17 protein-coding genes are annotated in these 14,224 nt (G+C 66.1%); 9 read left to right on the forward strand and 8 right to left on the reverse strand.

Annotation, left to right across the window (positions count from 1 at the left end):
• The first annotated feature begins 165 nt into the window (after nucleotides 1–165).
• The 5 genes from NK8_RS18495 (at nucleotide 166) to NK8_RS18515 (ending at nucleotide 3,454) form a co-directional block, all read left to right on the forward strand.
• On the forward strand, nucleotides 166–1,071 hold the full coding sequence (locus NK8_RS18495) for an aldo/keto reductase (RefSeq protein WP_213228802.1): 906 nt from the start codon (nucleotides 166–168) through the stop codon (nucleotides 1,069–1,071).
• 10 nt (nucleotides 1,072–1,081) lie between these two features.
• Nucleotides 1,082–1,504: a DUF1810 domain-containing protein gene (locus tag NK8_RS18500; protein WP_213228804.1), complete on the forward strand. Its 423-nt coding sequence runs from the start codon at nucleotides 1,082–1,084 to the stop codon at nucleotides 1,502–1,504.
• Nucleotides 1,505–1,558: 54 nt separating this feature from the next.
• A complete protein-coding gene (locus tag NK8_RS18505; RefSeq protein WP_213228806.1) occupies nucleotides 1,559–1,774 on the forward strand; it encodes a DUF2945 domain-containing protein in 216 nt (71 codons plus the stop codon).
• 179 nt (nucleotides 1,775–1,953) lie between these two features.
• Nucleotides 1,954–2,391 carry a PRC-barrel domain-containing protein gene (locus tag NK8_RS18510; protein WP_061174863.1) on the forward strand — a complete coding sequence of 146 codons (438 nt, stop codon included), beginning with the start codon at nucleotides 1,954–1,956 and terminating at the stop codon, nucleotides 2,389–2,391.
• Nucleotides 2,392–2,461: 70 nt separating this feature from the next.
• Nucleotides 2,462–3,454, forward strand: a complete 993-nt coding sequence (locus tag NK8_RS18515; protein WP_213228809.1) for an MDR family oxidoreductase — start codon at nucleotides 2,462–2,464, stop codon at nucleotides 3,452–3,454.
• 7 nt (nucleotides 3,455–3,461) lie between these two features.
• Here the strand turns inward: NK8_RS18515 and NK8_RS18520 are convergent, their stop codons facing one another.
• Nucleotides 3,462–5,144, reverse strand: a complete 1,683-nt coding sequence (locus tag NK8_RS18520; protein ID WP_213228811.1) for a methyl-accepting chemotaxis protein — start codon at nucleotides 5,142–5,144, stop codon at nucleotides 3,462–3,464.
• Nucleotides 5,145–5,362: 218 nt separating this feature from the next.
• On the opposite strand from NK8_RS18520, the gene NK8_RS18525 reads away from it, so the two are divergent.
• On the forward strand, nucleotides 5,363–6,619 hold the full coding sequence (locus NK8_RS18525; protein WP_213228813.1) for an aminotransferase class V-fold PLP-dependent enzyme: 1,257 nt from the start codon (nucleotides 5,363–5,365) through the stop codon (nucleotides 6,617–6,619).
• Nucleotides 6,620–6,625: 6 nt separating this feature from the next.
• Here NK8_RS18525 and NK8_RS18530 read toward each other — a convergent pair whose 3' ends face one another.
• On the reverse strand, nucleotides 6,626–7,456 hold the full coding sequence (locus NK8_RS18530) for an NAD-dependent protein deacetylase (protein ID WP_301549876.1): 831 nt from the start codon (nucleotides 7,454–7,456) through the stop codon (nucleotides 6,626–6,628).
• 183 nt (nucleotides 7,457–7,639) lie between these two features.
• Between NK8_RS18530 and NK8_RS18535 the strand changes: the two genes are divergently transcribed.
• Entirely contained in the window at nucleotides 7,640–8,650 is a 1,011-nt protein-coding gene (locus NK8_RS18535; RefSeq protein WP_162067546.1) for a zinc-binding alcohol dehydrogenase family protein, read from the forward strand.
• Between the two features lie 8 nt (nucleotides 8,651–8,658).
• Here the strand turns inward: NK8_RS18535 and NK8_RS18540 are convergent, their stop codons facing one another.
• The 3 genes from NK8_RS18540 to NK8_RS18550 all read right to left on the reverse strand — a co-directional run bounded on the left by NK8_RS18540 (nucleotide 8,659) and on the right by NK8_RS18550 (nucleotide 10,528).
• A complete protein-coding gene (locus tag NK8_RS18540; RefSeq protein ID WP_213228815.1) occupies nucleotides 8,659–9,057 on the reverse strand; it encodes a GFA family protein in 399 nt (132 codons plus the stop codon).
• Nucleotides 9,058–9,115: 58 nt separating this feature from the next.
• Entirely contained in the window at nucleotides 9,116–9,685 is a 570-nt protein-coding gene (locus tag NK8_RS18545; protein WP_162067548.1) for a hypothetical protein, read from the reverse strand.
• A 198-nt stretch (nucleotides 9,686–9,883) separates the two neighbouring features.
• Nucleotides 9,884–10,528, reverse strand: a complete 645-nt coding sequence (locus tag NK8_RS18550; protein WP_174258063.1) for an OmpW family protein — start codon at nucleotides 10,526–10,528, stop codon at nucleotides 9,884–9,886.
• 201 nt (nucleotides 10,529–10,729) lie between these two features.
• On the opposite strand from NK8_RS18550, the gene NK8_RS18555 reads away from it, so the two are divergent.
• Nucleotides 10,730–11,023: a hypothetical protein gene (locus NK8_RS18555; protein ID WP_213228817.1), complete on the forward strand. Its 294-nt coding sequence runs from the start codon at nucleotides 10,730–10,732 to the stop codon at nucleotides 11,021–11,023.
• A gap of 16 nt (nucleotides 11,024–11,039) precedes the next feature.
• Here the strand turns inward: NK8_RS18555 and NK8_RS18560 are convergent, their stop codons facing one another.
• Nucleotides 11,040–11,552 (reverse strand): hypothetical protein, encoded by a 513-nt coding sequence (locus NK8_RS18560; RefSeq protein ID WP_213228819.1) that lies wholly within the window; start codon nucleotides 11,550–11,552, stop codon nucleotides 11,040–11,042.
• A 104-nt stretch (nucleotides 11,553–11,656) separates the two neighbouring features.
• Nucleotides 11,657–12,625 carry a GlxA family transcriptional regulator gene (locus NK8_RS18565; RefSeq protein ID WP_213228821.1) on the reverse strand — a complete coding sequence of 323 codons (969 nt, stop codon included), beginning with the start codon at nucleotides 12,623–12,625 and terminating at the stop codon, nucleotides 11,657–11,659.
• A 193-nt stretch (nucleotides 12,626–12,818) separates the two neighbouring features.
• On the opposite strand from NK8_RS18565, the gene NK8_RS18570 reads away from it, so the two are divergent.
• Nucleotides 12,819–13,508, forward strand: coding sequence for an HD domain-containing protein (locus tag NK8_RS18570; protein ID WP_213228823.1), 690 nt, complete (start codon nucleotides 12,819–12,821; stop codon nucleotides 13,506–13,508).
• A gap of 2 nt (nucleotides 13,509–13,510) precedes the next feature.
• On the opposite strand, the gene NK8_RS18575 is transcribed toward NK8_RS18570, so the two are convergent.
• Nucleotides 13,511–14,221, reverse strand: coding sequence for an extensin family protein (locus NK8_RS18575; RefSeq protein ID WP_213228825.1), 711 nt, complete (start codon nucleotides 14,219–14,221; stop codon nucleotides 13,511–13,513).
• Between the last annotated feature and the right edge of the window lie 3 nt (nucleotides 14,222–14,224).

The raw sequence follows: 14,224 nt of genomic DNA on the forward strand, positions 1-14,224 counted from the left end.
TTCCTCACTGCGTCCGAAAACGCAAAAAAGCGTAACTTCAAGGTAGACGCAGTTGCCCGGACGTAGAAAGGGACTTTGCGTCATCGTGCATTTCGGGGAGAGAAAGAATCTAACCGACGGTTACGCTTCGAGGAGCTGACAAATGGCCTTTCGCCCGCACCGCCCATGATCACCCGCCGCGACTTCCTCCGCCTCGCCGCAGCCGCGCTCGCCACGCAGGCCGCGCAAGCCGCCGAACCGCCCTCGCAAGCCATGCACAAACGCCCCATTCCCTCGACGAACGAGCCCTTGCCCGTCGTCGGCTGCGGCACCTGGCGCACCTTCGATGTCGACGATGACCCCACGCGCCGCCGCGAGCTCGCCGAAGTCCTGCGCGTGCTGTTCGCCGCGGGCGGCTCGGTGATCGATTCATCGCCGATGTACGGCTCGTCGGAAGCGGTGGCGGGCGCGCTGCTCGCCGCATCGCATACGCGCGACAAGGCGTTCATCGCCACCAAGGTCTGGACCGATGGCCGCGCCGCCGGCATCGCGCAAATGGAGCAGTCGATGCGCCTGTGGCAGACCGGTCGCATCGACCTGATGCAGATTCACAACCTGCTCGACTGGCGCACGCAGCTCGCCACCCTGCGCGACTGGAAAGCCGCCGGCAAAGTGCGCTACATCGGCGTGACGCATTACACGTCGAGCGCGTTTCCTCAGGTCGAAGCGGTGCTGCGTTCCGAGCGCGTCGATTTCGTGCAGATGAACTATGCCGCCAACGATCGCGATGCCGAAGCGCGCCTTCTGCCGCTCGCCGCCGAACGCGGCGTCGCGGTCATCGTGAACCAGCCGTTCGGCGGCGGCTCGCTGCTCGCGAGCCTGCGCAATCGCCCGGTGCCCGCGTTCGCGGGGGAGTTAGGCTGCACGACATGGGCACAGCTTCTGCTCAAGTTCGTGTTGGGCAACCCGGCCGTGACCTGCGTGATCCCTGGCACGGGGCGGCCCGAATACATGATCGACAACGCGCGCGCGGGCATCGGCGTCTATCCGGATGCGGCGATGAGACAACGCATCGCCGACGCGGTCGCGTAAGGAGCAAACCATGAGCGATCCCTACGACCTTCAGCGCTTCGTCGACGCACAGAAAAGCGTCATCGACGAGGTGCGCGCCGAACTTCGCGCCGGCCGCAAGCGCACCCACTGGATGTGGTTCGTGTTCCCGCAGATCGCCGGTCTCGGGCACAGCGCGATGGCGCAGCACTACGCGATTTCATCGCTCGACGAAGCGCGGGCCTATCTGGTGCATCCGGTGCTGGGCGCACGGCTCGTCGAGCTGACGCGCATCGTCGATGGCTTGGAGGGGCGCAGTGTCGGCGAGATCTTCGGCTATCCGGACGACATGAAATTCCATTCGTCGATGACGCTCTTCGCGCATATCGCCGATACGCCGGACGTCTTCCTCGACGCGCTGCGCCACTACTTCGCAGGCCGGCCCGACGACGCGACGCTCGCGCGCCTGCGCTGACGGGCATGACGGTTGCGCTTCCCGGTGATCGATATGTCACGGGAGCCGAACGCCATGAGCAAACCATTCAAGCTGCGCGATCACGTCCGCTGGAACACGCCGCAAGGCGAGACGACGGGACATATCGTGCGGATCGTCACCGAGCGCATGACGCTCGACGGACACACCGTCAACGCGTCGCGCGACGATCCGCACTACGAAGTCGAAAGCGACAAGAGCGGCAAACGCGCCGTGCACAAGGCCGATGCGCTCACGCGTCTATCTCACTGAATTCAGTATCGAATTCAACTTCGCCGCGCGCCGCACGTTCGCACTTTTATAGTGCGCGCGGCGCAAGCTTTCACCGCTCCTGCAAAGAAACCGATTAACGTTCAAACTTCTACCGCGCTGGAAGCTTGAATCGCGCACGTCCATTGAAACAGTCTGCCCATCCTTTGAGGAAACCAAGAATGAAATCGAAGCTCGTGGCACTGCTCGTTGCATCGTCGGCACTCGGCCTGACTTCCACGGCATCCTACGCCCAGGTCGCGGGCGCGCAGCCGCTCGGGGTGACGGTCGAAGTCTCGACCGCCATCATCGACGGCTGGAGCGTCAAGAAATCCGTCCTCAACAAGCCTGTCGTGAACGAACAGGGAGAGCGCGTCGGCGTGATCAACGACATCATCGTCGCGCCCGACAAGTCAGTTTCGTTCGCGATCATCGCGGCGAACAAGTTTCTGGGCGTCGCGCGTCACGATGTCGCGATTCCAATCGAGCAACTGGATGTGAAGGACGGCAAGTTCGTGCTCGCGGGCGCGACCAAGGACGCCATCAAGGCGCTGCCCGAGTTCCAGTACAACAAGGTGAAGGCGACGCCCAAGCCGCGCGCGGAATTCGAGCATCATTGATGCGTCATCCGACATAAACCAGGGCGGCCGCGCGCCGCCCTTTTTCATCCTTACCGCCCGGGAGCACGCGATGTTCAACGCCCTCATGCTCGACCAACAGGACGATCGCACCGTCGCGTCCATTCAGTCGATCGACGAATCCCGGCTCGCCTCACCCGGCGATGGCGACGTGCTCGTGCGCGTCGACTTCTCGACGCTCAACTACAAGGACGGGCTCGCGATCACGGGCAAGAGCCCGGTCGTGCGCAAGTGGCCGATGGTGCCGGGCATCGACTTCGCGGGCGTCGTCGAAACGAGTTCGCACCCGGATTACCAGCCCGGCGACAAGGTCGTGCTGAACGGCTGGGGCGCGGGCGAAACGCATTGGGGCGGGCTCGCGCAGAAGGCGCGCGTGCCGGGCGACCATCTGATCGCGCTGCCCGCGAACATCACGACACGCCAGGCGATGGCCGTCGGTACGGCGGGCTATACGGCGATGTTGTGCGTACAGGCGCTGGAAAAACACGGCGTCGCGGCAACAGACGGCGACGTCCTCGTGACAGGCGCGAACGGCGGCGTCGGCAGCTTCGCGGTCGCGATTCTGGCAAAGCGCGGCTATCGCGTGATTGCGTCGACCGGTCGCCCCGAGGAAGCCGCGCGGCTGCGCGCGCTGGGCGCGGCGGACATCGTCGAGCGCGCGACGCTGTCCGAGCCGGGCAAGCCGCTGCAGAAGGAACGCTGGGCGGCGGCGGTCGATTGCGTCGGCAGCCACACGCTCGCCAATGTCTGCGCGAGCCTGCGCTACGGCGGCGCGGTGGCCGCGTGCGGCCTCGCGCAAGGCATGGATCTGCCCGCCACGGTCGCGCCGTTCATCCTGCGCGGCGTCGCGTTGCTGGGCGTGGACAGCGTCTACGTGCCGCGCGAGCGGCGTATCGCGGCGTGGCAGGCGATCGCGGACGAAGTGCCGGTCGCGACCATCGAAAGCGTCGCGACGACCATCGCGCTCGCCGATGCGCCCGAAGCCGCCGCGCGTCTGCTGCGCGGCGAAATCAAGGGGCGCGTGATCGTCGATGTGAACGCGTAGACGCGGGTCAGAAGGTGCTCCAGCCGTCGCCGCCGGCGACCTTCGCCGTCTGAACCTGAACCCGCGCCACGCGAGGTGCGGCCTTCGGGCGCGGCGCGGCCGGAGCGTGCGCGGTGAACGCAGCCGCCGCGCCCTGCACCGTGAAGAACGCCACGGCTTCGTTGAGCCTGCGCCCCTGCTCTTCGAGCGAGGTGGCCGCCGCCGCCGCTTCCTCGACCAGCGCCGCGTTCTGCTGCGTGACTTCGTCCATCTGCGTGATCGCCTGATTCACCTGCTCGATGCCGCGTCCCTGTTCCACCGACGCCGCCGCGATCTCCTCCATGATGTCCGTCACACGCGCGACGGCCTGCGTGACTTCGGCCATCGTCGTGCCCGCTTCGCCCGCCAGCACGGAGCCGTCGCGCACCTTGGCGGTCGAATCGGCGATCAGTTCCTTGATTTCCTTGGCCGCCGTCGACGAGCGCTGCGCGAGGCTGCGCACTTCGCTCGCGACGACCGCGAAGCCGCGGCCCTGCTCGCCCGCGCGCGCTGCCTCGACCGCCGCGTTGAGCGCGAGGATATTCGTCTGGAACGCGATACCTTCGATGATCCCGGTGATCTCGGCGATCTTGCCGGAGCTGTCGCTGATGCCGTTCATCGTGTCGACGACGCGGCCCACCACATCGCTGCCCTTCTTCGCGATATCCGACGCATTCGATGCGAGCGTGCTCGCCTGCTGCGCGTTCTCGGCGTTCTGACGCACCGTGGACGTCAGTTCTTCCATGCTCGCCGCCGTTTCCTGCAGGGACGCCGCCTGTTCCTCGGTGCGCTGGCTCAGATCGGTATTGCCGGTCGCGAGCTCCTTCGCCGCGCCGCCGACCGCGCCGCTGCTCTCGCGCACGCGGCTGACGGTTTCGGTGAGGCGCGTGTTCATGGTGGCGAGCGCGCGCAGCAGGTCGCCGGTTTCGTCCGCCGTTTCCGCGACGATGTGGCTCGTCAGATCGCCACGCGCCACGGTCTGCGCGATGCCGACCGCCTCGCCGATCGGCGTCGTGATCGAGCGCGTGATCGCGATGCCCGCGCCCACCGCGAACAGCGCGGCAGCCGCGCACAGCGCGATCAGCACGTTGCGCTGCATCTCGTAGTTCGCCTCGTAGTCGCGCACGATCTCGTCGCGGCGCGTGGCGGTGTAGCTGGCGTAATCATCGGTGGCCTTGACCAGTTGCGCGAGCAGCGGACGGCACTCTTCGTCCATTCTGACGATCGCCTCGTCGCGCTTGCCCGCGAGCGCGAGCCCGACGATGCCCGTCGCGACCGGCCCGTACAGCGTCTCCACGCGCGCCATCTCGGCGACCAGGCTACGGGCCTTCTCGCTCGTGTCGGTCGCGTTGGCGACCATGTCCTTCAATTGCCGCAGGCGCGCCTGCACGTCCTCGTGCGCGCGGGTGACGTCGGCTTTTTCGAGTTCGAGGTCGGCGGGCTTCGTGACGAGCACGAGATTGCGCGCCGCGATCGCCCGCCGGTCGACGGCGGTGCGGATCTGCCCGGCGACATCGGCGCGGGCGTTGATGCCGTGGACATAGCGGACGAAGCCGTCCGTCGCGTTGGACAACGCGCGCAGCGACATGCCTGCGACCAGCACGACCAGTAAGGCGAGAATGCCGAATCCCGCGATCAGCTTGTTTTTGATCGTGATGTTCTTGAGGTTCATGTTTTGGGTTCTCTCAGTGGTCCATTCATGGGACATACGGCGCCGTTTCCGCGTGTATGACGCGGCGCTCTTCTTGCTGATTACGGCGGGCCGCTTCGGGTCCTGAAGGGAAAAGATGCAAATAGTCTGCACTTTGTCCACGCCGATCGGTAATCCCGCTACCATGCACGACGGACCCTGTTGAGTAAGCATTACCTTTCTCTTGCCCATTGATCCCGATGCCCGATCTCCTCGCCTACCGCACACCCGAATTCGAAGCCGCGCTTGCAACATTGCCGCCCACGCCGACGACCGCACTCGCCACCGACGAGCCTTACTGGGCGGCGGTGCGCGGCCTGTGGCGCCACTCGGACGCGCTGATCAATCTGGAGAACGGCTTCTGGGGCGCGATGACCGAACCGGTGAAGGCGATGTTCCATCACTGGACCGAGCGCGTGAACCACGAGACGACTCTGCTGATCCGCCCGCACCTGATGACGCTGTATCAGGGCCTGCGCGAGCGCGTCGCGAAGGAAATGGGCTGCGCGGTCGAGGAAATCGAGCTGACGCGCAACGCGACCGAAGCGCTGCTCGCGCTCATCAGCGGCTACAACCGCCTCGCGCCGGGCGACACGGTGCTCTACAGCGATCTCGATTACCCGTGCGGCAAGGACGCGATGGAATGGCTGCGCGAGCGGCGCGGCGTCACGCCCGTGCGTCTGACGATGCCCGAGCCCGCGACGCGCGAAGCGGTTCTCGAAACCTACGCGCGTGCGCTGCGCGAGCATCCGCGCACGCGGCTCGTGCTGCTCTCGCATGTGTGCTTCGCGACGGGCCTCGTCATGCCCGTCGCCGAACTGTCGGCGATGGCGAAGGCAGCGGGCGCGGACGTGATCGTCGATGCCGCGCATTCGTGGGGCCAACTGGACTTCGACGTGCCCGACCTCCACGCGCCGTTCGCCGCGCTGAACCTGCACAAGTGGATCGGCGCGCCGCTCGGCTGCGGCGCGATCTACATCCGCAAGGGAGATCTCGCGTCGATCGATCCGTATCTCGGCGACCGCACCTGGCCCGCCGACGATATCCGCGCGCGCGTGCACACCGGTTCGCCGAACTTCGCCGCATGGTTCACGCTGCCCGCCGCGCTGGATGTGCACGGGGCGATCGGCGCGAAGGCGAAGGAAGCGCGCCTGCGGGCATTGCGCGATGCGTGGGCGGAGCCCGCGCGCGCGCTCCCCGACGTGCAGGTCATGACGCCGCCCGACCCGACGATGAGCGCCGGCATCACCGCCTTCCGGCTCAACGGACACGCGACCAGGGCGGGCTGCGACGCGATTGTGGCCGCATTGCGCGAGCGCTTCGGCGTGTTCACGGTGACGCGTCCCGGCCCCGATGCGGGCGAAGTCGTGCGCGTGACGCCCGCGCTGTTCTCGCGCATGTCGGACGCGCAGCGGCTGCTCGAAGGCATCGCGACGCTGTCGCGCGAGCTGAAGTAGTAGCGGCTAACCCGCGACCGGCCGCGCGTCGAGACGCTCGATCAGGCCTTCGAGCGCAGTCGAGCACGGCGCTTCGACTTTGAGCGCAAGCAGCGCGTCGGCGCGTGTCTTGCCGATGTTGATCGCCGCGATCGGCTTGCCGCTCTTCGCCGCCCACTCGCAGAAGCGGTAGCCCGAGTACACCATCAGCGACGAGCCGACGACCAGCATCGCGTCGGCGGCTTCGAGCGAGCGCGCCGCGTCGTCGACGAGCGCGCGCGGCACGCTCTCGCCGAAGAACACCACATCGGGCTTGAGCACGCCGCCGCAGCGCGTGCAGCCGGGCACATCGAACGCGGCGAAATCGAGATCCTCGATGTGCGCGTCGCCGTCCGGCACGGCGGGCGCCGTGTAGCCGACGAAGTCCGGATTCGCCGCTTCCAGCAGACGTTGCACCGCCGCGCGCGTATGACGCTCGCCGCATTCGATGCAGCGCACCCGGCCGATATTGCCGTGCAGCTCGATCACATCGGGATTGCCCGCGCGCGTGTGCAGCCCATCGACATTCTGCGTAACGAGCCGATGCACCCGCGAGCGCGCCGCCAGCGCCCGCAACGCGTGATGCGCGCCGTTCGGCTCGGCTTTGGCGACCACCGGCCAGCCGATCAGACTGCGCGCCCAGTACCGCCGCCGCGCATAGTCCGAAGCGAGGAAATCCTTGAGCAGGATGGGCGCGCGACCCGTGCGCTCGCCTTCGCGGTCGCGATAACAGGGAATGCCCGACTCTGTGCTGATGCCCGCGCCCGAGAGCACGAACAGCCGCGGATGCCGCTCGACGAATTCATGAAGCTGCTGCACGTGCCGTCCTTTTTTCGCGTTTTGCGGGGTTCGCTCTCGTGGAAATATAAGGCGAAACCGCGCGCGCCGCTGACCGCGTCTCTGGCCTTACCACTTTCACATTATTTAAATTGGCTTGACCAAATCCGCTGGCATCGTTAGATTGTTGAACGCCCCACTCCAACGACTCCACGAGACAAGAGCATGCTGACCGTCATTTGCGAAACGCCCGGAACCCTGAAAGCTGAACAGCGCGAGAAGCCGCAGCGCGGCGACAACGAAGTGCTGTTGCGCGTGAAGCGCGTCGGCGTGTGCGGCACCGATCTGCACATCTTCACCGGCAATCAGCCGTATCTGTCGTATCCGCGCGTGATGGGCCACGAACTCTCCGGCGTGATCGAGGAAGCGGACCCGGCGAGCGGCCTGAAGGCGGGCGACACGGTCTACGTGATGCCTTATCTCTCGTGCGGCAAGTGCATCGCGTGCCGTCAGGGCAAGACCAATTGCTGCGTGAATATCCAGGTGCTCGGCGTGCATCGCGACGGCGCGTTCACGGAATATCTGAATCTGCCCGCGCAGTTCGTTCACAAAGCCGAGGGCGTCACGCTCGATCAGGCCGCGATGATCGAATTCCTCGCGATCGGCGCGCACGCCGTGCGCCGCGCGGACGTGAAGCCGGGCCAGCGCGTGCTGGTCGTCGGCACGGGTCCGATCGGCATGGCGGCCATCACGTTCTCACGCCTGCGCGGCGCGAACGTCACCGCGCTCGACACGCGCGAAGACCGCCTCGCGTTCTGCAAGCGCGAACTGAAAGTGGACGCGACCGTGCAGATCGGCGAGCACGACAAGGAAACCTTGTCGACGCTCACGAACGGCGAATTTTTCGACGTGGTGTTCGACGCGACCGGCAACTCGCGCGCGATGGAACGCGGCTTCGAGTTCATCGCGCACGGCGGGAAGTATGTGCTGGTGTCGATCGTGCCGGACCGCATCTCGTTCGCCGATCCGGAGTTCCACAAGCGCGAAGCGACGCTGCTCGCCAGCCGCAACGCGACGCCCGAGGACTTCGAGACCGTGCTCGCCGCGATGCGAAAAGGCGAAGTCCCGACCGATGCGCTCAATACGCATCGTCTGACGCTCGCCGACGTGCCCGAGCGATTCTCGTCGCTGCTCGATCCGAAGGCGGGCGTCGTGAAGGCGATCGTCGAGTGCTGATGGTTTGATCAGGGCGCGCCGCGTGCGTAGCGCGGCCGCCCTTGCGCGTCGTGCCACGGCTCGGCGCTTTGGCACCAGATTTCGTATTGCGGCGGATACAGCCCGGTTTCATCGAAGATGCCGGTCGGCACTTCGATCTCGTCGACACCGTCGAACGCCAGATATATCGGCGATCCGCACAGAGGGCAATGGTGCCGCCTGCCTGTTGTCGAACTCTCCCACGCGGTGGTGTCGCCCGACACCTGAAACGCAGCGCGCGGAAAAATCGCATAGACGCCGAACGGCGCGCCGTGGATACGCCGGCACGTCATGCAATGGCACAGGTTCACTTCCTTCGGCTCGCCCGTGACGCGCACGCGCACCGCGCCGCAGGCGCATCCGCCTTCGTGGATCGGCTGAGCGGTCATGGGTCGGTCCTCCCGCGAGTCGCTGCGCGCCCGGGATCGCCCGGGCGCGCAGCGAGGTTCAGCGCGTGAAGTAGCCGCGATTCTGCATGCATTCGCTATAGGCGCGCCAGTAGCGCGTCATTGGCGGCTCGGGCGGCGGCAGCGGCGGCATCTTCATGTCGCCGCCGTAGATCGCATCGGATGCGCCGGATGCGCCGGCCGCCATCGATGCCGGCATCGCGGGCATGCCGGGCATCGCGCCGGACGCGCCAGGCAGCCCGTTGGCGCCCGACACCCGCCCCGGCGGCAAGGCCGACGCCGCGATCGCCGCCGATGCGCCCGATGCGGGCGCCGCAGCCGAGGCCGCGAGCGCACCCGATGCCCCCGATGCGCCCGGCGGCAATGGCGGTTCGACCGGACGCGGCGGCGTGAGCACGCGCGTTTCGCGCTGGGCATCGCGCGGCGGCGTTTGCGATTCGCGCGCCATGTTCACTTTCGTCGTCTGGTTGGCGTAGCCGTAGCAGGCGGCGTTGTCGACCGATTGCTGCCACGTGCTCTGGCTGCGTCCGGGCACGGTGAGCGGCTGTTGCGCGAAGGCGCTGCTACACGCCGCGAGCAAGGCGATTCCCGCATAAGTGGAAGGTCTCATTGGCTTGCAGTTCCCCGATGCAGTTTTATTAGTCGTTGCAGGCGCGCGACGCTCATGCGTGATCGAGCGTCGCGAGTCTGCGCCGGGCCTGCTGTCAAGGATACCGCGGTCGTTCAACCGTCCACGCCAGAAGCACTGGCATCTTCCGCCAACATTCAGACAATGCGCGCGCCGGCACATATCGAGGAAGACCGCGCGTCAGAACTTCATGCCGACGCCCACGCCGATGATCCACGGATCGATCTTGAGCGAGCCGAGATCGGCGCCGTCCGCCGAAGCGCTCGTGCGCATCCAGATTTTCTTCACGTCCGCGTTGACGAAGAGGTTCGTCGCCACTTGCACGTCGACGCCCGCCTGCAGCGCCGGACCGAAGCTGCTGTGCCTGATCGACACGGGCGTGTCGCCCGCCTTCAGCTTGTCGTTGTAAAAATACGTGTAGTTCACGCCCGCGCCGACATACGGACGCACGCGGCCAGCGTGATTGAAGTGATATTGCAGAAGCAGCGTCGGAGGCAAGACGCTCACGCCGCCGAGCCCTCCGATGCCCGATGTCACCTGATGCCGCGAGGTCGCCAGAATCAGCTCCACGCCGATCTCGTCGCGGATCATGTAGGTGAAATCGAGCTCCGGCACGATCGCGTTGTTCACGTCGACGCTGAGCGTGCCGAGCGCGCCGCCGGCTTTCACATCCGGCTGGATGCTGATGGCGCGCAGCCGCACGAGCACGTCGCCGGCGTGAATGCCGCCCATCGAATCGTCCGACGATGCTTCGCCCGCCGCGTGCGCCACGCCCGCAAACAACGCCGCGCATGTCAGCGCAAATGCCCCGAGACCTTTTCTCATTTCTATCTTGTTCACGTTAAAAATGAGAATTGTCCTAGCTGCTCGAAACCGCGCCCTTGACGGCTATCAACGCGCTTCGACCCGCGCGGGAACATCCGCGGAGAGCTTGCGCATTGACAAGTGCGCGCCGCTACGCCGCACTATTGCGGGCCCGCGCCTTGCTGAGATCCCGAAAAGTGCAGAACAAATGGGAGGCAGCAGATGAGACCCACACTCAGCACCTACGGACGCATGGCGGGGATTCTGCTCGGCGGCATGCTGGCCGCCGTGGCGAGTGCCCAGCAGGCGCCGGGCAAACCGAACAAGCTCGACTACGACAGCACGCCCGCGTATCAGGAGAAAAACGTCACGCCGCCCGCGGCAGCCGCCGCGAACGCCAGCGACGCGTTGAAGACGCGACCGGGCAAGACGTCATCGGGCAAGGGCGCCGCGCCCGACCGGCCGAACGGTCTCGGCTTCGACGCGGGCGCGAACAGCATGGGCAAAAAGCAGTGATGCGACGTCGCCGCGATCAGGCGTCGGCGGGCTTGCCCGGCCACGGCCAGGTCGAATAACGCGACGTTTTCGACTTGCTCTTTTTCTGCGGAACCGACGGCGCCGCGGCCTCGTGCGCCGGCGCCGCGCTTTCCGCGACATCCGGCAACGCTTCGCCGAACCACGGCACCTCCTTTCGCCGCTCTTCTGCGTAGGCATCCCAACCCTTCGCGTTATCGGCGAAGAGATCGTGCTTGACGGTGTTGGCGAGCATCGGCCGATTCAGCGTTTCGTCGAGCAGTGCCTTCGGCCATACGAAGAACGCACCCGACGCGCGCCGGATGAAATCGCGCGGCGTCATCTTTTCGTCGATGAAGCCGAGCAGCGTGAAGCCCGCGAGCGCGTCGTTGCCCTTCACCGCTTCGCCGATGCTCGCGTATTCGTCGGCGCATTGGCTCAGGCAAAACACCGACTCCAGCACATCGCCCAGATGCAGAAGCAATGCGCGTCGTTCGTAGGGATCTTGCGTGGCGGTCTGTTGTTTCGTCATTCGCTGTTCCGATATGTCGAGGGTGGATTCTGCGGCGCGCGTACTGCCGGGCGCGCCGCGTTCATCTCAATTTTAACGAACCCGTCGCGACGCCGTCGTCACGATCACTTCGTGAAGCGTGTGCGAAAGCTCAGCCGATAGTCATTCGGCGACACACCGAGCCGCCGCGCGAACACGAGCCGCATGCGATCCGCCGTGCCGAAGCCGCAATCCCAGGCGACGGTTTTCAGCGGCGTGTCGCTGCTCTCGAGCATATTGCGGGCCGCGTCGACGCGCGCGCGTTCGACGAACTCGTGCGGCGTCATCTGCGCGAGCTGCACGAACGCGCGCGCGAAGTTGCGTTCGCTCATGCCGGCGACGCTCGCCAGTTGCGCGACCGCCAGCCGCTCGCCGATATGCTCCATCACGTAAGCCTGCACCTTCGCGACGGGCGACGTTTCATCGGCGGGCGCGCTGAGATACGGGCTGAACTGCGACTGGCCGCCGCGCCGCTGCGCGAACACGACGAGACGCTTCGCCACCGCGAGCGCGACCTGCGCGCCGTGATCCTCGGCGACGAGCGCGAGCGCGACATCGATGCCCGCCGTCACGCCCGCCGACGTGACGAGATTGCCGTCGCGCATGTAGATGCGGTCCAGTTCGACACGCGCGCGCGGAAAACGCTCCGCGAGACGCGGCGCGTTCTGCCAGTGCGTGGTCACGTCGCGGCCGTCGAGCAGACCCGCGTGCCCGAGCGCGAACGCGCCCGTGCAGATCGAGCCGTAGCGCTCGCAGCGCGATGCGACATCGGTGAGCCAGGCGCTCAGACGCGGATCGGGTGCATCGACGGGAAGACTCGGGCCGCCCGCGACGAGCGCGGTGCCGAAACGGCGATCCGCTTCGTCGAACGACAGATCCGCGACGAGCCGCGTGCCGTTCGATGCCCGCACGATGCCCTCCTCGGGTCCGACCAGCGCGATCTCGTAGGCGTCCGATGCGCCAATGAAACCGTTCGCTTCCGCGAAAACGTCGACGGGACCGGCCACATCGAGCGCCTGCACACCCTGGAAGATTGCGATCGCAACTGTACGCATCGAAAGGAATGTCCGTGATGGGTTCGCTTGGCAGGAGACGACGTGCGACTGGCAGGGTTCGACGCGTCGTTCCGATTGAGACGTGAAGGCGTTTTGACGAGACTTGAAGGCATCCGGCGCGCTGCGCGATTTTAGCAACGCACAGGCATTCGCGCGCTGGAGCCACTCACACTCACATCACGGAGCCACACTCATGAGCGAAATCATCGCAGGCATCAGGATTCCCGACAGTCAGATGGCGCGCGAAGCCACGCAACTCGTGCGCGATACCGAACCCGACCTGCTCTATCATCATTCGCGCCGCGTGTTCCTGTTCGGCGCGCTCGCCGGCGAGCGCAAGCAACTGAAGTACGATCCGGAGTTGCTCTATATCGGCGCGATGTTCCACGACATGGGTCTCACCGAAGCGTACAGCAGCCCGCACGATCGCTTCGAAGTCGATGGCGCGAACGCGGCGCGCGATTTCCTGCGCCAGCACGGCATCGTCGAATACGACATCGAGCAGGTATGGGACGCGATCGCGCTGCACACGACGCCGGGCATTCCGCAGTACAAGAAGCCGGTCGTCGCGCTGGTCACGGCGGGCGTGGAAATGGACGTGCTCGGCCTCGCCTACGACGAATTCAGCGCCGATCAACGCAGGCTCGTGGTTGCGGCGCATCCGCGCGAGGCGAACTTCAAGGAGGGCATCATCGATGCGTTCGCGAAGGGCACCATCGACAAGCCCGAGTCGACGTTCGGCAACGTCAAAGCAGATGTGCTCGCGTTGAAAGACCCGAACTACAAGCGGCTGAACTTCTGCAGCATCATCCTCGGCTCGGCGTGGAACGACCAGCCTCACGATCATGCGACGTGCCGCAATCCGGCGCATCAGCACGCATGAAGTCATCGACAGACGCGGTACGGTCCCATGTCGACGTGAAAGTGCGTCTTGTGCAGCGCGTTGTAGTCGGGACCGAGCGTCGTGTCGAATGAACGGCATGCGCCTTCGTGGACGCGGCGAAGGAACTGGCCGTCGGGCGACGCTGCATCGTCCCAGCGCGCAAGCGTGATGCGGCGTCCGTCGTCGAGCACGAAACCCGTCAGGTCGATGGCGTTCGCGCTCGCGTGCTGGCTCAATGCCGCGTCCTGCTGATGATTCACGTTGCGGCACGCATAGCTGCCGACATGTTCGATGCGCGCGACGCGTTTGCCATACGTATCGAGCGCGGCGGGCTGGAGATACTGATGCGCGAAATACGCCATGCCGAGCGCGAGCGGACAGGTCGCGAGAAACGGCGCGCTGAAGCGCAGATCGTCGGCCTGGGTGACGCGCACCACGTCCGCGAGCGCGCAGCCGCCCGGCCCGGTCGCATCGGCCATCTCGCGATAGGCGAGACCGGAGCGCGCGAGCGAGGCATCGCAGCGTTGCGCGTCGTGCATCGTGCGCCATAGCTTGAAGCGCGTGAGCGGACCTTGCGGCGCGCGCACGTCGAGCGGCGCGAATGGATCGTAGCGCGCGGGCAGCGCGACGCGCTTCGAATACACCGCGTAAGCGAACGCGACCACGCCGATCAGCGACGCCAGCAACAGCCACGCGACGATGCGTGCGATCACGCG

The sequence above is a fragment of the Caballeronia sp. NK8 genome (genome assembly GCF_018408855.1).
Taxonomy (GTDB): Bacteria; Pseudomonadota; Gammaproteobacteria; order Burkholderiales; family Burkholderiaceae; genus Caballeronia.